At 68.6% G+C, this 18111-nt stretch carries 21 protein-coding genes; 13 read left to right on the top strand and 8 right to left on the bottom strand.

Going from position 1 to position 18111, the window contains the following annotated elements; all coding sequences use genetic code 11:
• Positions 1–20: 20 nt before the first annotated feature.
• Positions 21–1838, top strand: a complete 1818-nt coding sequence (gene recJ / locus CKO28_RS12200) for a single-stranded-DNA-specific exonuclease RecJ (RefSeq protein ID WP_200341058.1) — start codon at positions 21–23, stop codon at positions 1836–1838.
• A 209-nt stretch (positions 1839–2047) separates the two neighbouring features.
• Here the strand turns inward: recJ and CKO28_RS12195 are convergent, their stop codons facing one another.
• Positions 2048–3346: an O-acetylhomoserine aminocarboxypropyltransferase/cysteine synthase family protein gene (locus CKO28_RS12195; protein WP_200341057.1), complete on the bottom strand. Its 1299-nt coding sequence runs from the start codon at positions 3344–3346 to the stop codon at positions 2048–2050.
• A gap of 198 nt (positions 3347–3544) precedes the next feature.
• Between CKO28_RS12195 and CKO28_RS12190 the strand changes: the two genes are divergently transcribed.
• The gene (locus CKO28_RS12190) at positions 3545–3754 is read left to right on the top strand and encodes a type II toxin-antitoxin system HicA family toxin (RefSeq protein WP_200341056.1); all 210 of its coding nucleotides are present in this window, start codon (positions 3545–3547) and stop codon (positions 3752–3754) included.
• Here CKO28_RS12190 and CKO28_RS12185 read toward each other — a convergent pair.
• Positions 3751–4056 (bottom strand): type II toxin-antitoxin system HicB family antitoxin, encoded by a 306-nt coding sequence (locus tag CKO28_RS12185; RefSeq protein ID WP_200341055.1) that lies wholly within the window; start codon positions 4054–4056, stop codon positions 3751–3753. The two genes, CKO28_RS12190 and CKO28_RS12185, sit on opposite strands and share 4 nt — an antisense overlap.
• Positions 4057–4210: 154 nt before the next feature.
• On the opposite strand from CKO28_RS12185, the gene CKO28_RS12180 reads away from it, so the two are divergent.
• Positions 4211–5368: an acyl-CoA dehydrogenase family protein gene (locus CKO28_RS12180; RefSeq protein ID WP_200341054.1), complete on the top strand. Its 1158-nt coding sequence runs from the start codon at positions 4211–4213 to the stop codon at positions 5366–5368.
• A gap of 175 nt (positions 5369–5543) precedes the next feature.
• On the opposite strand, the gene minE is transcribed toward CKO28_RS12180, so the two are convergent.
• Genes minE through minC form a run of 3 tightly spaced genes read right to left on the bottom strand, consistent with a single transcriptional unit; the run spans position 5544 to position 7460 of the window.
• On the bottom strand, positions 5544–5819 hold the full coding sequence (minE, locus tag CKO28_RS12175; RefSeq protein ID WP_200341053.1) for a cell division topological specificity factor MinE: 276 nt from the start codon (positions 5817–5819) through the stop codon (positions 5544–5546).
• Complete coding sequence (gene minD, locus CKO28_RS12170; protein WP_200341052.1) at positions 5816–6631, bottom strand: septum site-determining protein MinD; 816 nt, start codon at positions 6629–6631, stop codon at positions 5816–5818. Before minD ends, minE begins: the two co-directional genes overlap by 4 nt.
• Before the next feature lie 40 nt (positions 6632–6671).
• Positions 6672–7460: a septum site-determining protein MinC gene (gene minC, locus CKO28_RS12165; RefSeq protein ID WP_242480516.1), complete on the bottom strand. Its 789-nt coding sequence runs from the start codon at positions 7458–7460 to the stop codon at positions 6672–6674.
• 284 nt (positions 7461–7744) lie between these two features.
• Here minC and msrA point away from each other — a divergent pair, with 284 nt between their 5' ends.
• The 4 genes from msrA to CKO28_RS12145 all read left to right on the top strand — a co-directional run bounded on the left by msrA (position 7745) and on the right by CKO28_RS12145 (position 11123).
• The gene (gene msrA / locus CKO28_RS12160) at positions 7745–8209 is read left to right on the top strand and encodes a peptide-methionine (S)-S-oxide reductase MsrA (protein ID WP_200341051.1); all 465 of its coding nucleotides are present in this window, start codon (positions 7745–7747) and stop codon (positions 8207–8209) included.
• A 90-nt stretch (positions 8210–8299) separates the two neighbouring features.
• Positions 8300–9418, top strand: a complete 1119-nt coding sequence (locus CKO28_RS12155; RefSeq protein ID WP_338050119.1) for an enoyl-CoA hydratase/isomerase family protein — start codon at positions 8300–8302, stop codon at positions 9416–9418.
• Positions 9419–9568: 150 nt separating this feature from the next.
• Positions 9569–10468 carry a 3-hydroxyisobutyrate dehydrogenase gene (gene mmsB, locus CKO28_RS12150; RefSeq protein ID WP_200341050.1) on the top strand — a complete coding sequence of 300 codons (900 nt, stop codon included), beginning with the start codon at positions 9569–9571 and terminating at the stop codon, positions 10466–10468.
• 181 nt (positions 10469–10649) lie between these two features.
• Positions 10650–11123: a MarR family transcriptional regulator gene (locus tag CKO28_RS12145; RefSeq protein ID WP_200341049.1), complete on the top strand. Its 474-nt coding sequence runs from the start codon at positions 10650–10652 to the stop codon at positions 11121–11123.
• On the opposite strand, the gene CKO28_RS12140 is transcribed toward CKO28_RS12145, so the two are convergent.
• Both CKO28_RS12140 and CKO28_RS12135 read right to left on the bottom strand, forming a co-directional pair.
• Positions 11120–11851, bottom strand: coding sequence for an LrgB family protein (locus CKO28_RS12140; protein ID WP_200341048.1), 732 nt, complete (start codon positions 11849–11851; stop codon positions 11120–11122). The two genes, CKO28_RS12145 and CKO28_RS12140, sit on opposite strands and share 4 nt — an antisense overlap.
• 4 nt (positions 11852–11855) lie before the next feature.
• Positions 11856–12233 (bottom strand): CidA/LrgA family protein, encoded by a 378-nt coding sequence (locus CKO28_RS12135; RefSeq protein ID WP_200341047.1) that lies wholly within the window; start codon positions 12231–12233, stop codon positions 11856–11858.
• Positions 12234–12464: 231 nt separating this feature from the next.
• Between CKO28_RS12135 and CKO28_RS12130 the strand changes: the two genes are divergently transcribed.
• The 6 genes from CKO28_RS12130 (at position 12465) to CKO28_RS12105 (ending at position 17376) form a co-directional block, all read left to right on the top strand.
• Positions 12465–13394 carry a rhomboid family intramembrane serine protease gene (locus CKO28_RS12130; RefSeq protein ID WP_200341046.1) on the top strand — a complete coding sequence of 310 codons (930 nt, stop codon included), beginning with the start codon at positions 12465–12467 and terminating at the stop codon, positions 13392–13394.
• A gap of 75 nt (positions 13395–13469) precedes the next feature.
• Positions 13470–13673: a DUF6898 family protein gene (locus CKO28_RS12125; protein ID WP_200341045.1), complete on the top strand. Its 204-nt coding sequence runs from the start codon at positions 13470–13472 to the stop codon at positions 13671–13673.
• Positions 13674–14000: 327 nt separating this feature from the next.
• Positions 14001–14783, top strand: coding sequence for an ABC transporter ATP-binding protein (locus tag CKO28_RS12120; RefSeq protein WP_200341044.1), 783 nt, complete (start codon positions 14001–14003; stop codon positions 14781–14783).
• Between the two features lie 35 nt (positions 14784–14818).
• Positions 14819–15523 (top strand): ABC transporter ATP-binding protein, encoded by a 705-nt coding sequence (locus CKO28_RS12115; RefSeq protein WP_200341043.1) that lies wholly within the window; start codon positions 14819–14821, stop codon positions 15521–15523.
• A gap of 19 nt (positions 15524–15542) precedes the next feature.
• Complete coding sequence (locus tag CKO28_RS12110) at positions 15543–16406, top strand: branched-chain amino acid ABC transporter permease (RefSeq protein WP_200341042.1); 864 nt, start codon at positions 15543–15545, stop codon at positions 16404–16406.
• Between the two features lie 4 nt (positions 16407–16410).
• The gene (locus tag CKO28_RS12105) at positions 16411–17376 is read left to right on the top strand and encodes a branched-chain amino acid ABC transporter permease (RefSeq protein WP_200341041.1); all 966 of its coding nucleotides are present in this window, start codon (positions 16411–16413) and stop codon (positions 17374–17376) included.
• A 370-nt stretch (positions 17377–17746) separates the two neighbouring features.
• Here the strand turns inward: CKO28_RS12105 and CKO28_RS12100 are convergent.
• Positions 17747–18111, bottom strand: a 365-nt coding sequence (locus CKO28_RS12100; RefSeq protein ID WP_200341040.1) for a transposase, incomplete at its 5' end; no start/stop codon positions are given.

Here is an 18111-nt window from a genome sequence, read left to right as displayed (position 1 = left end):
AGGGCAGGGGGAACACGGGAATGGCGCCAAGCTCGTCCGCGGCCGTGCAGGCCGAGGCGGCCCGACCCGGCTTCCTCGGCGTCGAGCGCTCGCTGTCCGGCAAGCGCTGGGAAGCGCGTCTGAGCGAGGACCGGCTGGCGCGGATGCTGGCCCAGCGCCTCAACCTGCCCGAGGTGGTCGGCCGGGTGATGGCCGGCCGGGGCGTGGGTTTGGACGGCGCGCAGGCCTACCTCAACCCCTCGCTCAAGACCGATCTGCCCAACCCCGACAGATTCCAGGACATGAGCCGGGCGGCGGAGCGGATCGCCGACGCGGTCCAGGACGGTGAGCCGATCGCCGTTCTCGCCGACTACGACGTCGACGGCGCGACCTCGGCCGCCCTGCTGCGGCGGTTCCTGCGCGCGCTCGGCGCCGACTGCCGGATCTACATCCCCGACCGGATCGAGGAGGGCTACGGCCCCAACCCGGGCGCGTTCGACACCCTTGCAGCGGAGGGCTATCCGTTCGTCGTGACGCTGGACTGCGGCACCACCGCCTACGCCGCCCTGGAGCACGCGGCGGCGGACGGGCAGGAGGTCGTGGTGATCGACCACCACACCGCCGAGCCGCAGCTGCCGCCCTGCCACGCGCTGGTCAATCCCAACCGGCTGGACGACGACAGCGGCTGCGGTCAGCTGGCCGCGGTGGGCGTGACCTTCCTGCTCGCGGTCGCGGTCAACCGGACCTTGCGCGCCCGCGGCTATTACACCGACGCGGTTCGCGAGCCGGACCTGCGCCGCTGGCTCGATTTGGTAGCGCTCGGCACGGTCTGCGACGTCGTTCCGCTGACCGGGGTCAACCGGGCGCTGGTGGCGAGCGGACTCAAGGTGCTGCAGCAGCGCCGCAACGTCGGGCTTTCGGCCCTGGCCGACGCCGCCCGGCTGGAGGAGGCGCCGGGGCCGTTCCACCTTGGCTTCGTGCTGGGCCCGCGGGTCAATGCCGGCGGCCGGATCGGCCGGGCGGACCTGGGAGCCGAGCTGTTGTCCACCGACATGCCCGGCCGGGCGAAGCAACTGGCCGAGCAGTTGGAACAGCTGAACCGCGACCGGCGCGAACTGGAACAGCAGGTGCTGGACGAGGCGCGCCAGCAGGTCGCGGCGGCGCCGCCCGCCGACGGCCTGGTGTTCGCCGCCGGTCACGGCTGGCACCCGGGCGTCATCGGGATCGTCGCGAGCCGCCTGATGGAGGCCTACGACCGCCCATCCCTGGTGATCGCGCTGGACGACCACGGGCAGGGCAAGGGCTCCGGCCGCTCGGTGCGCGGCGTCGATCTGGGCGGGGCGGTGATCGCGGCCCGGCAGGCCGGCCACCTGTCGGCCGGCGGCGGGCACCCGATGGCCGCGGGTCTGAGCGTCGACGCCGCCAAGCTGGCGGACGCGCGCGCCTTCCTGGAGGCGCGGCTGGGCCGCGCGCTCGCCGCATCCGGCTACGTCCCGTCGCTCGGCTTCGACGGCGCGGTCAATCCGGGCGGCGCGACGCTCGACCTGCTGCGCCAGCTGGACAAGCTGGGTCCCTACGGCACCGGCAACGCGGAGCCGCGCTTCGCCGTGCCCAACGCGCGCATCCACGGGGCGCAGGTGGTGGGCGAGGACCACGTGCGCTGCCACCTGGAAGGCGCCGACGGCCACCGCCTCAAGGCGATCGCCTTCCGCGCCCGCGACACCGACCTCGGCAAGGCGCTGCTGGACGATCGCGGCGTGCGCCTGCACGTCGCCGGCAAGCTCCGGCTCGACCAGTGGGGCGAGCGCGAACGCGTCCAGCTGATCATCGACGACGCCGCCCATGCCGGTGGCGGGTAAGTCTCTGTTCTCCAAACATAATAATCCCCCTCCTCCACATGGGAGGAGGGGTTAGGGGAGGAGGTTCGCACGTCATCGCCGTTGGAACGCTTACCGGATTTGCGTGGCGTGCCGCGAGGAGATGCCGCGGGCACCCTCCTCTCCCTAGCCCTCGCCTCCCAGGTGGAGGAGAGGGGACTGAGTGGTGGGAGGAGAGGGGCGGCGCCAGTTTAGCTGTGCGCGGCCTTCAGGGCCTGATCCAGGTCGGCCAGGATGTCGTCGATGTGCTCCAGGCCGATCGACAGGCGGACGTAGCCGGGCGAAACGCCTGAGGCGCGCTGCTCGTCCTCGGTCAGCTGGCTGTGCGTCGTGGTCGCCGGATGGATCGCGAGCGAGCGGGCGTCGCCGATGTTGGCGACGTGGTAGAGCAGCTGCAGGCTGTCGATGAACTTGCGGCCGGCATCCTCGCCGCCGTTGAGCTCGAAGCCGCACAGCGCGCCGAAGCCGCCGTTCAGGTGCTTTTCCGCCCGGCCGTAGTAGGTCGCGTCCTGCTTGGTCGGGTAGATCACCCGCTCGACCTGCGGGTGCTTCTCCAGGAAGTCGGCGACCGCCTCGCCGTTGCGGCAGTGCTCGCGCATCCGCAGCGGCAGCGTCTCCATGCCCTGCAGGAACAGGAAGGCGTTGAACGGGCTCATCGCGCAGCCGAGGTCGCGCAGCAGCGTCACCCGCGCCTTCAGCGCGTAGGCGATCGGGCCGAGCGGCTTGGCGGCCTCGGTCCAGACCGCGCCGTGGTAGCTCGAGTCCGGCTGGTTCAGCAGGGGGAAGCGCTCGGGGTGCTTGTCCCAGGGGAAGTTGCCGCCGTCGACGATCACCCCGCCGACCGAGGTGCCGTGGCCGCCCAGGTACTTGGTCGCCGAGTAGACGACGAGCGCCGCCCCGTGCTTGAGCGGCTGGCAGATCACCGGCGCGGCCGTGTTGTCGACGATCAGCGGGATGCCTTCCTCGCGCCCGATCTTGGCGACCTCCTCGATCGGGAACACCTGCAGGCGCGGGTTGGGCAGCGTCTCGGCGTACCAGGCGCGCGTGCGCGCGTCGGACCGGCGCCGGAACTCCTCCGGATCGGCCGGGTCCACGAAGCGCACCTCGATGCCCATCTGCCGCAGGGTGTTGTTGAACAGCACGTAGGTGCCGCCGTAGAGGTCGGTGGAGGAAACGATGTTGTCGCCCGCCTGGGCGATGTTCTGCACCGCCATCGCCGACGCCGCCTGGCCGCTGGACACCGCGAGCGCGGCCGCACCGCCCTCGAGCGCGGCGACCCGCTGCTCCAGGATGTCCAGGGTCGGGTTCATGATCCGGGTGTAGATGTTGCCGAGCTGCTCCAGCGCGAACAGCGAGCGGGCGTGTTCGGTGTTCTCGAACTGGTAGCTCGTGGTCTGGTAGATCGGCGGCGCCACCGATCCCGTCGCCGGATCGGCGCGGTAGCCGGCATGCAGACAGATCGTCTCCGGATGCTTGCTGGACTCGGTCATGAGTGTCTGGAACCTCCCGAATGTGGTGTTTTCCCTGCCGTGACAGTCCGGCCTGGCTCAGGATGCGTCATGTGTTAGGCAAAATAAGGTCCATCGCCGGGAAACGCATCAGTTTCACACCCGCCAGCCCGATTTTGTGCCTGATAAGCGATATTCCGTGCGTTGAGGACGTGCGAAGCCTAGTCGAACATATCCCACATGACCTATCGCGAGTTCATCAAGATCCTCGAAGCCCACGGTTTCGCGTTCGACCGCCAACGCGGCAGCCACCGTGTTTACAAGGGCGTGGTCGATGGGCGGACGCGGGTGGTCACCGTTGCGGGACATAAGGACAAGGAGGAACCAAAGCGCAATACTTTGAGGTCCATGATCCGACAGTCCGGGTTGCCGAAGCGGGTTTTCCGTTAGGCCGCCGCCGCAAGAGTAAAGTCGGCGTATTGCGGATCGCTGTCACGGCCGAACAAGATTGTCCGAACCGCCCGGAGCAGAAACGACAATCGTACGTATATCGGCGCTTTTCGGCGTAGCAGGTGGCGTTGCTCGCTTTCCGGTAGGTCGTGGACCGTTTCCAGATAGGCAGCGATCGCTTCGTCCAGGGCCCGGTACACCTCGGCAAACGAATCGCCCTGCACGGCGATGTCGAGGTCGAGGCAGATCGCCTCCCACCCGCCGTCGCGGCCTTCGGCGTAGCAGTGCAGGGTTCGAGACACGTACGTTCGCTCCACTGCGGGTTCAGTATTCCTGAATAGATATGACACTCCGAAGGAATTTCGGCAATCCGCCGGTCCGGTTGGCCACGGAGCCGCAGGCAGCCTATTATTCCGGCGTGGACCCAGTCCGAACCCTGATCGGAGCCTGCTTCTGATGGACTTCGCGCTCACCGAGGATCAGCGGGCGTTTCGGGACGCCGCGGCGCAGTTCGCGCGCGAGCGGATGGCGCCCTTCGCGGCCGGCTGGGACGCGCGGCATGTCTTCCCGGAGGAGACGCTGCGCGAGGCGGCCGGTCTCGGCTTCGCGGCGCTTTACGTGCGCGCGGATGTCGGCGGCTCGGCGCTGTCGCGGCTGGACGCGGCGATCGTGTTCGAGGAGCTGTCGGCGTCCTGTCCGTCGACGGCGGCCTACGTCTCGATCCACAACATGGTCGCCTGGATGATCGACGTCTTCGGCGGCGAGGACCAGCGCCGGCGCTTCCTGCCCGATCTGGCAGCGATGACCGCATTCGCATCGTACTGCCTGACCGAGCCGGGCGCGGGGTCCGACGCCGCGTCGCTGATGACCAAGGCGCGCGCGGTCGACGGCGGCTATCGCCTGTCCGGCGCCAAGGCGTTCATTTCCGGCGGCGGGCGCAGCGACCTGTATCTCGTGATGGCGCGCACCGGCGGCGGCCACCCTGGCGGCGAGGGCGCGGACGGGATCAGCGCGTTCCTGGTGCCGTCCGACACGCCCGGCCTGTCGTTCGGCGCGCAGGAACGCAAGCTGGGCTGGCACAGTCAGCCGACCGCGCAGGTGATGCTGGACGACGCGTTCGTGCCGGCGGCGAACCGGCTGGGCGCGGAGGGGCAGGGCTTCCGCATGGCGATGGCTGGCTTGGACGGCGGCCGGGTCAACATCGCGGCCTGCTCGCTTGGGCCCGCACGCGCGTGCCTGGAGGCGGCACTCTCGCACCTGCGCGAACGCAAGCAGTTCGGCCGCCCGCTGGCGGACTTCCAGGCGCTGCAGTTCAAGCTGGCGGACATGCAAACCGAGCTCGAGGCCGCCCGGCTGATGGTGCACAAGGCGGCCTGGTTGCTCGACCAATGCGATCCCACGGCGACCCGGCAGTGTGCGATGGCCAAGCGCTACGCCACCGACGCCGGCTTCGAGGTGTGCAACCAGGCGCTGCAGCTGTTCGGGGGCTACGGCTACCTGATGGACTACCCGATCGAGCGCTACCTGCGCGACGTGCGCGTTCACCAGATCCTCGAGGGCACCAACGAGATCATGCGCCTGATCATCGCCCGCAAGCTGCTGGCGGAGGCGTGAGGGAGCGGCCGGCCGGCGGCGTGCGCCCGTCGGGCGTCCTTCGACACGGCTTGGCACGCGAGCCTGCTCAGGATGAAGAATATCAGTTTAGCAACTACTTATAACGATAACTTCATGCTGAGCAGACGTCCGCAGGCGCCGTGTCGAAGCATGCCCGACGGTTGCCCGGGCCTCTTCACGCGCTGCGCTTTTGCTCCGGCACGGTTTCCGGCAGTTCGACGTTGACCTCCAGCGTGGCGACGTCGCCCTGGCGGTCCAGCTGGACCTGAACCTTGTCGTCGTCGATCTGGACGTACTTCTTGACCACCTGGAGCAGCTCGCGCTGCAGTTGCGGCAGGAAGTCCGCGCCGCCTTCGCGGCCCGCGCGTTCGTGCGCCAGCAGGATCTGCAGCCGCTCGCGCGCCGCCGGCGCGGAGGCGGGTTGTTTCCGGAACAGGTCCAGGAGCTTCATGCCGACCTCCGGAACATCCGGCCGAACAGGCCCTTCTTCTCGCGCTTGATGAAGCGGTGCGGGATATCCTCGCCGAGGAACCGGCCCACCGCGTCGCCGTAGGCCTGGCCGGGCTGGCTCTCGTTGTCCATCACCACCGGCTGGCCCAGGTTGGAGGCGCGCAGCACCGCCTGATCCTCCGGGATCACGCCGAGCAGCGGGATCGACAGGATCTCCAGCACGTCGTCGATCGCCAGCATCTCGCCGCGCTCGACCCGGTCCAGGTCGTAGCGGGTCAGCAGCAGATGCTCCTTGACCGGATCGGCGCCTTCCTCCGCGCGCTTCGACTTCGACTGCAGAACACCCAGGATCCGGTCGCTGTCGCGCACGCTGGAGACTTCGGGGTTGGTCACCACGATCGCCTCGTCGGCGTAGTACAGCGCCATCACCGCGCCGTGCTCGATGCCGGCGGGACTGTCGCAGACGATGTAGTCGAACTGCTCGCGCAGCCGCTCCAGCGCCTCGCCGATCCCCTTCGTGTTCAGCGCATCCTTGTCGCGGGTTTGCGAGGTCGGGAGGATGAACAGATTGTCGATCCGCTTGTCCTTCACCAGCGCCTGGCTCAGCTTCGCCTCGCCGTGAATGACGTTGATGAAGTCGAACACCACCCGGCGTTCGCACCCCATCACGAGGTCGAGGTTGCGCAGGCCGACGTCGAAGTCGACGACGACCGTCTTGTGGCCGCGTTGCGCCAGGCCCGCGGCGAAGGCGGCGGCGGAAGTAGTCTTGCCGACGCCGCCCTTCCCGGAGGTCATGACGATGATCTTGCTCAAGGGACTGCCCCTCCTGCTTGGTGCCGTACGCTGCGTCAGGTCAGCGTCGGCGTGTCGATGCCGTCGGATCGCGTAGCGGGTCGATGATCAGGTCCTCGCCCTGAAGGTAGATCTGCACCGGCTGGCCGATCAGCGATTCGTCGATGTCCTCGCGCACCCGGTAGGCACCGGCGATCGACACCAGTTCCGCGTCCAGCTTCTGGCAGAAGATGCGCGCGCTCTCGTCGCCGCCGACCCCGGCCAGCGCCCGCCCGCGCAGCGCGCCGTAGACGTGGATGTGCCCGTCGGCGATCAGCTCCGCGCCGGCACTGATCGGCGCCACCGCGACCAGGTCGCCGCCGCGCGCATAGACGCGCTTGCCCGAGCGCACCGGCTGGCTCAGCAGCTTCGCCGGCTGGGCGGGCGGTGGCGGCGGGTTCTCCCGTTCCGGGCGCTTGGGCTCGGTCTCGGTCTTCGGGCCGGGGTCGCGGCTTGGCCGCTGCCGGCCGGACCGCCAGGCGGGGAAGGGGCACAGACCGAGGTTGAGCGCGGTCGCGGCGTGCCCGTCGCCGGCGTTCTGCACGCCCACCGGCACGAACCCCAGGGTGCGCAGCCGTTCCACCGTCTCCGACAGGTCGAACCGATCAGTATCCGGGACCGCCTGCAGGTCGAGCACCAGCGGCGCGTCCTCGAAAAAGCTTGGAGCCTGACGCAGCTTGGCCTCGACGCCCGACAGCGGATCGGCGCGCCTGGGGTCGGGCACGTCCAGCACCATCAGCGTGAACGTCCCGCCGCGGAGCTTGGCCGGTGCCGACCCGCCGGCGGCGGCTCGGGTCTCGGTATTCTGCAAGGGTTCGCCGCTCCAGCGGGCTCGCGCATGATACAAGGTTAACGCGCACGCTAGAGGGCGGCGCGCGATTCGGTGAAGTGACTTTTTCGGGGCCGACCTTGACGCCGGCGAGCCGAGGCCGGGGCGGCGGTCGGGCAGCGTTCCGGCGCATTCAAAGGCGTGGGCCGGCGTCCACCGCTGGACCGCTGGCACAGCCCTGCTAGATAGGGGCGGTAGAGGCAAGACTTCATCCGCGCGGCTCGCCGATCGACCGGCCCGCGCGCATTCCAGGGGAGAGACCGGCCATGGCGACCGCGACCTTCGCCGCCGGCTGCTTCTGGCAGCCGGAAGTGATCTTCCGCAACACCGACGGCGTCACCGACACCCGCGTCGGCTACATCGGCGGGCAGACCGAGACCCCGTCCTACGAGCAGGTGTGCACCGGGCGGACCGGCCACGCCGAGGCGGTCGAGGTCACCTTCGACCCGGACAAGGTCAGCTACGACCAGCTGCTGGAAATCTTCTGGGAGTGCCACGACCCGACCCAGAAGAACCGCCAGGGTCCGGATGTGGGCACGCAGTACCGCTCCGCCATCTTCGTCCATGACGAAGCCCAGCGCGAGGCCGCCGAGCGGTCCCGCGACGACCGGCAGCGCCGGCTGCGCGCCACGATCCAGACCGAGATCCAGCCCGCGGCGACCTTTTGGCCCGCCGAGCAGTACCATCAGCAGTACCTGCAGAAGCGCGGGCTCGCGACCTGCAAGATCTAGCAAGTCCGCACCCCTTGCCAGCTGCGGCGCCGGCGGGCATCCCTGACGTCGGACATCAGCTGTGTTGACACGGGCAGGGGAGAGCCAGGGGTGAGCGAGCAGACGAAGGGCGCCGTCCCGGAGCCGATCGGCGGCACGGATGAGATCGCGTTTGTCCGCCGCGGCGGGCTGGGCGAAATCGAACTGACCCGGCCGAAAGCGCTGAACGCGCTGACGATTTCGATGATCGAGGCCGCCGACCCGCAGCTGCGCGCCTGGCAGGACGACGACGGCGTGCGGGCCGTGCTGATCCGCGGGCAGGGCGAAAAGGCGTTCTGCGCCGGCGGTGACGTCCGCGCGGTCTGGGACGACGGCAAGGCGCTCCAGCGCGGCGAGGGCGACGGCGCGCTGACCCGGCGCTTCTTCTGGGAAGAATACAGCCTCAACCGTCTGATCCATCAGTATTCCAAGCCCTACGTCGCGTGGATCGACGGGATCACGATGGGCGGTGGCCTGGGCCTGTCGATGCACGGCAGCCACCGGGTGGCCGGCGACCGGACCGTGGCCGCGATGCCGGAAACCGCGATCGGCTTTTTTCCCGACGTGGGCGCGACCTGGGTGCTGCCGCGCCTGCCGGGCGCGATCGGCGCGTACCTGGCGCTGACCGGCGCCCGGCTGAAGGCGGCCGACGCCGTCTATAGCGGTCTCGCGACCCACTATGTGCCGAGCGACGCGGACGCCGACCTCGCGCAGGCGATCGCCGACGCCGATCTGTCGGGCGACGCCCACGCGGCGATCGACGACGTTCTGGCCGCGTTCGCGCAGGATCCGGGCGCCGCACCGCTTCAGGACGTTCGCCCGGCGATCGACCGCTGTTTCGGCCAGCCGAGCCTGGACCTGGTGTTGCGCGCCCTGGAGGCGGAGGGCACCGCCTGGGCGGCGGAGACGCTAGAGACGCTGTCCAAACGCTCGCCCACCTCGATGAAGCTGGCGTTCGCCGCGATCCAGCGCGGCCGGCACCTGGACTTCGATTCCTGCATGACCATGGAATACCGGCTGAGCCAGGCGTGCATGGCCGGCCATGACTTCTACGAGGGCATCCGGGCGGTGCTGGTCGACAAGGATCAGGCGCCGGCGTGGAACCCGGCCAAGATCGAGCAGGTCGACGACGAGACCATCGAACGCGCGTTCCACTCGCTGAGCGAACACGACCTCGTCTTCGAGCCGTGAGCGCGGACGAACCGGCGCGGTAGCGCGAACAAGGCGATAGACACCGTAAAGGTCACCAGGGACCCCAAAGAGTCTTCAAAAACAGACCTCTGTGAGCATTGGTTCTGGTAGTGTTCTTGGTGGTCAGCAACTGAACCGGGGAGGGGCGCCATGGCGGAGATTGGGTTTATCGGGCTGGGCAACATGGGTGGGCCGATGGCGGCCAACCTGGTCGGGGCCGGCCATCGGGTCACCGGCTTCGACCCCAGCGACACCGCGCAGGCTCGGGCGCGCGACCACGGGATCGCCGTGGCGCAGAGAATCGCGGAGGCGGTGCGGGGCGTGCAGACGGTGGTCACAATGCTGCCGGCCGGTCCGCAGGTGCGCGAGGTCTATACCGGTTCCGGCGGGGTACTGGACACCGCGCCCGCGCAGTGCCTGCTGGTCGACTGCTCGACGATCGACGTCGACAGTGCGCGGGCGGTGCACGCGGCCGCGCAGGATCGCGGCTACGCGTTGCTCGACGCGCCGGTGTCGGGCGGCGTCGCGGGCGCCGAGGCCGGCCAGCTGACCTTCATGGTCGGCGGCGATCCGGACGCCTTCGACTGCGCCAAGGCGCTGTTCGACATCATGGGCAAGGCGGCGGTGCACGCCGGTCCGGCCGGCAACGGGCAGGTCGCCAAGGCCTGCAACAACATGATCCTGGGCATTTCCATGCTGGCGATCTCGGAAGCGTTCACGCTCGCCGAGCGGCAGGGCCTGGAACCTGAGAAGCTGTTCGAGATCTCCAGCCAGGCGTCGGGATCTTGCTGGGCGATGCTGAACCACAACCCGGTCCCGGGCGTGGTCGAGACCGCGGCGGCGAACCGGAATTACGAACCCGGCTTCTCCGCCGACATGATGTGGAAGGACCTGAAGCTGGCGCAGGACGCCGCGATGCGCGCCGGCGTGTCGACCCCGATGGGAGCCAATGCCCAGGCGCTCTACGCCGCCCTGGTCAACGCCGGCTGGGGCGGCAAGGACTATTCGGCGATCTACCGCCTGCTGCGCGGGGAGACGCCGGAGAGCTAGCCGCCGAAGCCCTATGCGTCAGCGGGGCACGGACAGTCTCTGCCGAGGGGTCTGCGTGGATACGTTTTCCGGGTAACCGACCGTTAACGCCGTTCGGCTAGAAAAGCATACGGCCGTGTGCCTGGCGGGTACGCGTTCACGCGCCGCGTCAACAGACCCCGCAGGAGAGAGGGACAGTCCGGTGAAGGCTTCGTACCTGGAGACCATAGCGCTGATCGAGCGTCTGCACCGTCAGTGCATGGATGTCGTGAAGAACGAACTGGACCGTCAGGGCGTGCGCGACCTGAACGCGGTGCAGGCGATGATCCTGTTCAACCTCGGCGAGGCCGAACTGACGGTGGGCGAACTCACCCAGCGCGGCTACTATCTCGGGTCCAACGTATCCTACAACGTCAAGAAGATGGTCGAGCACGGCTATCTGAAGCAGGAGCGCTCGCCGCACGACAAGCGCGCCACGCACCTGCGCTGCTCGGACAAGGGCCTGGAGGTCTGCCGCCAGCTGGACGCGCTGTTCGAGGCGCACGCCGGCGATCTCGGCAGCAATGGCCTGGACGACAAGAATATCTCGGCGGCGAACGACGCCCTGCACCGGCTGGAAGGCTTCTGGGCCGCCGCCCGCCTCAGTGTGCGCCCGAGTTACACCTCCGCTGCCTAGAAGATAAGCCGGATGAGCAGGGGCAGCAGGATCGCGGTGGCGAGACCGTTGAGCCCCATCGCCAGGCTCGAAAACGCCCCCGCCGCGTCATTCAGCTGCAGTGCGCGGGCGGTGCCGATGCCGTGGGCGGCCAGGCCGGTGGCGAAGCCCCGCGCGCGCCAGTCGCGGATCCGCAGCGCATCCAGCGTATAGGTCGTCACCACCGCGCCGATGATCCCGGTCAGGATCACCAGCACCGCCGTCAGCGACGGCAGGCCGCCGATCTGCTCCGCGATGCCCATCGCGATCGGCGTGGTGACCGACTTCGGCGCCAGCGAGGCCAGCGTGTCCCGGGTCGCGCCCAGCACCCAGGCGGTGCCGACGGCGCTCGCCGAGGCGGTCAGGGAGCCGACCACCAACGCCACGCCCATCGGCAAGGCGGCCCGGCGCATCTCCTTCAGATTGTTGTACAGCGGGACCGCCAGCGCGACTGTCGCCGGGCCCAGCAGGAAGTGCACGAACTTCGCCCCCTCGAAGTACTGCGCGTAGCTGCAGCCGGTCAGCTTCAACAGACCGACCAGCATGATCACGGCCCACAGGACAGGGTTCGCCAGCGGGTGCAGGTTGGTGCGCCGATAGACCCACTGGCCGGCCTGATAGGCAAGCAGTGTGACCGTCAGCGCCAGCAACGGCTGTTGCGCCAGATAGACCCAGATCCGATAGAGTTCGGTATCGACCGCCGTATCCATCGGCCTAGTCCTCCTTGCGGGCTTCCGGGCCCGGCGCGTTGCCGGTCAGGCGCGACAGCCAGACCATCACCAGCGCGGTGACGGCGATCGTGACCACGGCCGACACGACAAGGGCGGAGGTGATCGCCAGCCACTCGTCGGCGACCAGCGACAGGTGGGTGACCACGCCCACGCCCGCGGGCACGAACAACAGCGACAGGTTGTTGAGGAAGCCGTTCGCCGTCGCGCGCAGGCCTTCCGGGACGTGACCGCGGATCAGCAGGCCGGTGAACAGGACCAGCATCCCGATCACCGGACCGGGCAGCCCGAGGTTCAGCAACCGGGCGAGCGTCTCGCCGATCAGCTGGCAAACCAGGAGCAGGGTGACGAAGCCGAGAGTCATGGCGGACGACCTTGCGTGCGGTGTCGGATCGCATGGGGCGCGCTTGGCTGCGCGCATTCGGGCGCGAGCATGTCGGATCGCATGGGGCGCGCTTGGCTGCGCGCATTCGGGCGCGAGCATGACCGTCCAGGCTGGCGCCGTCACCCGCGTCCGTGCGATAGCGGGAGCGCGCTTGGGCAGCCTGCCAGGGACCGCCCGTCGGGAGCGCCTGCCAGGACCGTAGGGGATCGGATGAGCGAGGGCGTGGAGGTCAGCCGGTGCCGGGACCGGATGGAGGCGCGCAGCCAGGCGCTGGTACTGGTCGCCGTGGGCATCCCGTGCCAGCTTCACGAGGACTTTGAAGGCGTTAGCCTGCTGGTCCACGAGGACGACGTGTTGCGCGCCCGCTTCGAGCTCGACAGCTACCGGGAGGAAAACAGGCGCGCGCCGCTGGTCAGCACGGCTCAGCGCCTGGGCCTGCTGACCCAGCCGACCGCCGAGGATGCGGCGTCCGGCGAGCGGGTGCTGCCGAGCCCGCCGCTCATGGGCGTGATCGGCTACGCGCTGGTGCTGCTGGCGGGCTTCGGCGCGCAGAACCGCCGGCCGCTGGGGCTGGACTGGACGCAGCTGGGGGCAGTCGACGCCGGGCAGATCCTGGACGGCGCCGTCTGGCGCGCGGCCACCGGCCTGACGCTGCATGCCGATCTGGGGCACCTGCTGGGCAACCTCGTGTTCGGGGCGGTGTGCGGCATGCTGGTCGGCCGGCAGTTCGGTACCGGCTTGGGGTGGCTTGCGCTGGTGCTCGCCGGGACCCTGGGCAACCTGTTGAACGTGCTATTCCAGGACGCCAGCCACGTCGCTGTCGGCGCCTCGACGGCGGTGTTCGGCGGGCTCGGCTTCCTCGCCGGGGCGGCGCAGACCGCCCGCGAGTTGCGCTGGCGCCAGGGCCTGCGCCGCTGGTCGCCGGTCGCGGCCGGGATCATGCTGGTCGCCTTCCTCGGCGTCGGCGGGGAGCGCACCGACGTCGGCGGCCACGTCGCCGGCTTCGTCGCCGGCGTCGGCCTGGGCCTCGCGGCGGCCTACCTGCCGGAACGGCTGCGTACCAGCCGGCGGGGGCAGCTCGCGTGCGCGCTGGGCGCAGTCGGCATCCCGGCCGCCGCCTGGCTGGCCGCGCTGGCGTGACCCGTTGGGATTTCCTTAACCCGATGTCGCCTACAACACCCGTCGGTTGGGCCGACATCAACGGGTGACAGGCGCATGCGCGAGATCATTTTCGAGTTCACGCCGCACGGGCGATACGTTCGGGTTACGGCGATGGACCCGGCAACCCTGACCGAGGTGACGGTCGTGGGCGATGCCGCGCGCGGCGACGACAGCCTGCGCGAGACCGCGGCCCGCAAGCTCGACTACGTACTCGCCAAGGCGAACAAACCCGGCCGTGCGGCGTTTGGTGTTGTGTAGGCGCTAGGGCGCGGACGCCGGACCGTCTCCCCGCTAGGCTGTCAGAGCGTTTGCCCGCGCCTGCTGAAGCACCCGCGCGGGGTCCCTGGGGCCGCGGTCCGGGCCGGCTGGAACATATGCGCGGGCGTTCATGCCCTTGCCCCGGCAGATTTGCTCGTCTATACCGCGCGCCGTCCATGGGTGCGGGGGGTGCCGGGACAGCCGTGTCCTCAGCCGTCCGCCGCGGCCAACCGGCCGGGGCCAGTCGACCCCCGCGTAGCCCGGGCGCCCGGCGCGCCGCCGACCCACCTTAGCGATCCGGCGATCGACGACCATCGAGAGGGGCCGATGATCGAAGTCCGCAACATCACGAAGACGTTCGGCGGGCTGGTCGCCGTCGACAACTGCTCGCTCGACGTCGGCGCCGGGACGATCACCGGCATGATCGGCCCGAACGGCGCGGGCAAGTCGACGCTGTTCAACATCATCGCGGGCTTCCTGCCGCCGAGCTCCGGTCAGATCCTGCTGGACGGCAAGGACGTCACCAATCTGCCGCCGCACAAACGCTTCGAGCTGGGCATGGTGCGCACCTTCCAGGTGCCGAGCGAACTGGCGCGGATGACCGCGCTGGAGAACCTGATGCTGGTGCCGGGCCAGCAGTCGGGCGAAAGCCTGATCAACGCCTGGTTCCGTCCGGGACGCGTCCGGGCGGACGAGGCGCGCACGCGCCAGCGCGCCGAGGAGGTGCTGCAGACCCTGGAGATGACGCATGTGCGCAACGAACTGGCCGGCAACCTGTCCGGCGGCCAGAAGAAGCTGCTGGAGATCGGCCGGACGATGATGACGCCGGCCAAGGTGGTGCTGCTGGACGAGCCCGGGGCGGGCGTGAACCGGACGCTGATGGGCAAGATCACCGAGGTGATCCGCCGCCTCAACCGCGAGCACGGCTACACCTTCTGCATCATCGAGCACGACATGGACCTGATCGCCGAACTCTGCGATCCGGTGATCGTGATGACCCAGGGATCGGTGCTGACCCAGGGCACGATGGACGAGATCCGTAGGAACGAAGACGTGCTCGAGGCGTACTTCGGCGGCGGCGCGGCGGCCGCCGCGGACGCGGACGCGTGACGCACGGGCACATCCCAGGGGGGAGACGAGCGGCCATGAGCCTGCTTCAGGTCGATCAGATCCGCGGCGGCTACGGCGACGTCGACATTCTCAACGGCGTCGACATACGCGTCGAGCCGGGCGAGATCGTCGCCATCATCGGCCCGAACGGCGCCGGCAAGTCGACCGTGATGAAGGCGGTGTTCGGGTTGGTGAAGGTCCGCGAGGGCAGCATTACCTACCGCGACAAGGAGATCGCGAACCTGCGCCCGGATCAGATCGTCCGCCAGGGCCTGTGCTACGTGCCGCAGGAAAAGAACGTCTTTCCGACCCTGACGGTCGAGGAAAACCTGGAGATGGGCGCGTTCATCCGCAACGACGACTTCTCCCAGGACCTGGAAAAGGTCTACGAGCTGTTCCCCGCGCTGTACGAGAAGCGCCGGCAGCCGGCCGGCGCGCTGTCCGGCGGGCAGCGCCAGATGGTCGCCATGGGCCGGGCGCTGATGCTCAATCCCGGGCTCATCCTGCTCGACGAGCCGACCGCCGGCCTGGCCCCGGCGATCGTCGATCTGATCTTCCAGAATATCAATAAAGTCAACGGCTTGGGCGTCAGCATTATGATGGTGGAACAGAACGCCAAGCAGGCGTTGCGGATGTGCCACCGCGGCTATGTGCTGACCACCGGCCGCAACCGCCACCACGACACCGGCGAGAACCTCCTGAACAATCGTGAGGTCGCCGAGATGTTCCTGGGCGGATAAGGGGGCGCGAGACACCCAGATGGCCGAGTTTCTGCAGCTCACGATCTACGGCATCGTCGCCGGCAGCATCTTCTCGCTGGGCGCGATCGGGTTGTCGCTGGTCTACGGGATCCTGCGCTTCCCGCACTTCGCCCACGGCGATCTGATCACGCTGGGCGCCTATTTCACCCTGCTTCCGGTCTCGATCCTGGGCGCGCCGCCGGAGCTGTCTTTCTTCTTCGGCGTCGCCGCGACCATGGTGGTCGCGGTCGCGGTCGACCAGATCCTGTATCGGCGGCTGCGCAAGGTGGCCCCGGTGATCCTGCTGATCGCCTCGGTCGGCGTGGCGCTGATTCTGCGCTCGCTGGTGCAGCTGTTCTGGGGCGCCGGCAACCAGTACTACAGTCAGGGGATCGACATGCCCTGGCGCCTGTCCGGGGTGAACGTCAAGCCGGACCATCTGTTGATCGTCGCCGGCGCGGTGATCCTGGTCGTGCTGCTGCACCTGTTCCTGCAGAAGACCAAGACCGGCAAGGCGATGCGCGCGATGTCCGACAACGCGGACCTGGCGCAGGTGACCGGCATCGAGGTCAACAAGGTGATTATCTGGACCTGGGTGATCGGCGGCGGCATGGCCGCGGCGGCCGGCATCTTCCTGGGCCTCGACACCCGCCTGCACCCGGTGATGGGCTGGCGCATCCTGCTGCCGGTGTTCGCCGCGGCGATCCTGGGCGGTATCGGCAGGCCCTATGGCGCGATCGTGGGCGGCCTGATCATCGGCCTGGCGCAGGAATACTCCACGGTGATCCTGTCGCCGCCGTACAAGCCGGCGGTGGCGTTCGCCCTGATGGTGATCATGCTGATCTTCAAGCCGACCGGCCTGTTCGCCGGCAGGAAGGCGTAAAACCATGGCGGGCATCATCGAATACGCGATGTTCACCCTCTGCCTGATCGGGATCTACGGCATCCTGGCCTTAGGGCTGAACATCCAGTGGGGCCTGACCGGCCTGTTCAATATCGGTGTGGCCGCGTTCTTCGCGGTCGGCGCCTATACCAGCGGCATCCTGACCGGGCCGCCGTCGGAGGCGCATCTGGGCGGCTTCGCGATGCCGCTATTGGTCGGCATGCTGGGCGCGATCGTCACCAGCGGCATCCTGGCCCTGCTCGTCGGCCTGATCACCCTCAACCTGCGCGCCGACTATCTGGCGATCGCCTCGATCGGTATCGCCGAGATCGTGCGTTTGTTCCTCAAGACCGAAGGCTGGCTGACCGGCGGCGTGCGCGGCATGGAGATCGGCCGGCCGTTCGAGGACTGGCTCGGCGGCAACTTCACGCTCAACTTCCTGATCTTCACGATCATCGTGGTCGCGATCGTCTACGTCCTGCTGGAAATCGCCCGGCGCGCCCCCTGGGGCCGCGTGCTGCGCTCGATCCGGGAGAACGAGGACGCCACCATGGCCGCCGGCAAGAGCGTGCTGGCGTTCCGGCTCCAGGCGTTCGTGCTCGGCTCCTGCGTGATGGGGCTGGCCGGGGCGATGTACGCCCACTTCTTCGGCTTCCTGAGCCCCGAGGCGTTCCGGCCGATGCTGGCGACCTTCCTGGTCTGGGTGATGCTGATCGCGGGCGGCAGCGGCAACAACAAGGGCGCACTGATCGGCGCCCTGGTGATCTGGCTGATCTGGTCGGGCACCGAGTTCGCGACCGGCCTGCTGCCGGCCGACCTGTCGACCCGCGCGGGCTCGCTGCGGATCCTGCTGATCGGCATCCTCTTGGAGATCATCCTGGTCACCCGGCCGGAAGGCCTGCTGTCCGAAGCTGGCGAACGCAAGCGCCAGATCGCCCGCGAAAAACGCCGGGCCGGCGAGGAAACGTAGGCGCTGCTGGCGCTGGAAAGCCGGAGCCCAAGGTACCAAGCCCAGCGGCGTCTATCCGCGCGCGGAGAGGGCCGCAACCGTGGAGCGGACGGGTCGGGCCGATGTCCGGCCGACCGTCCGGCTCCCGTATGCGCTGGACTGCCTGACCGTCGCCGACTGGCGACACGACTGAAGCCCGCGGCCCGCTGTATCGATCGTTTTCGGACGCTCCCAATTCATCCGCTGCCATTCCCGAGCCTGCTGGCGAGCTGGCCGCAGGGGCGCGGGTTGCTGGACCGCCTGATCGCCCGGGTCGCCGCTTGATCGCCGATCGGCTGGAGTAGGCGATCGCATTAAGCGGTACGCGTTTAACCCGGGATTCACTATACCCCTAACCTTCCAAAACCCGAAAATCTTGGTGGGTTATAATGCGGAAGTTGTCGGACACCTGTTCGCGGAATGCTTTCCATTCTCTTGGAATAGTCTCTCGGAAGAACGCCAGGATGGCGTCGGCGAATTGTTTCCGGGTGGGGTAATGACGGTTGTGCGTCACGCGCTGATGCATGACCGCCCATAATCGCTCGATCGGGTTCAAGTGCGGGCAATAGGGCGGGAGCTGGATCAGGTGAACGCGACACTCGGGGCGCGCCAGGAATTCCCTGACGTCCGGCCCTTTGTGGTAAGCCGCGTTGTCCCAGATGACGTGGATCACACGTTTGTCGGGATTGCGCGCCTCGATCTTGGCGAGAAGCTGGG

It is taken from the genome of Rhodovibrio sodomensis, assembly GCF_016583645.1.
In the GTDB taxonomy this organism is placed as follows: domain Bacteria; phylum Pseudomonadota; class Alphaproteobacteria; order Kiloniellales; family Rhodovibrionaceae; genus Rhodovibrio; species Rhodovibrio sodomensis.
This window is presented reverse-complemented; position numbering and strand designations above follow the sequence as displayed.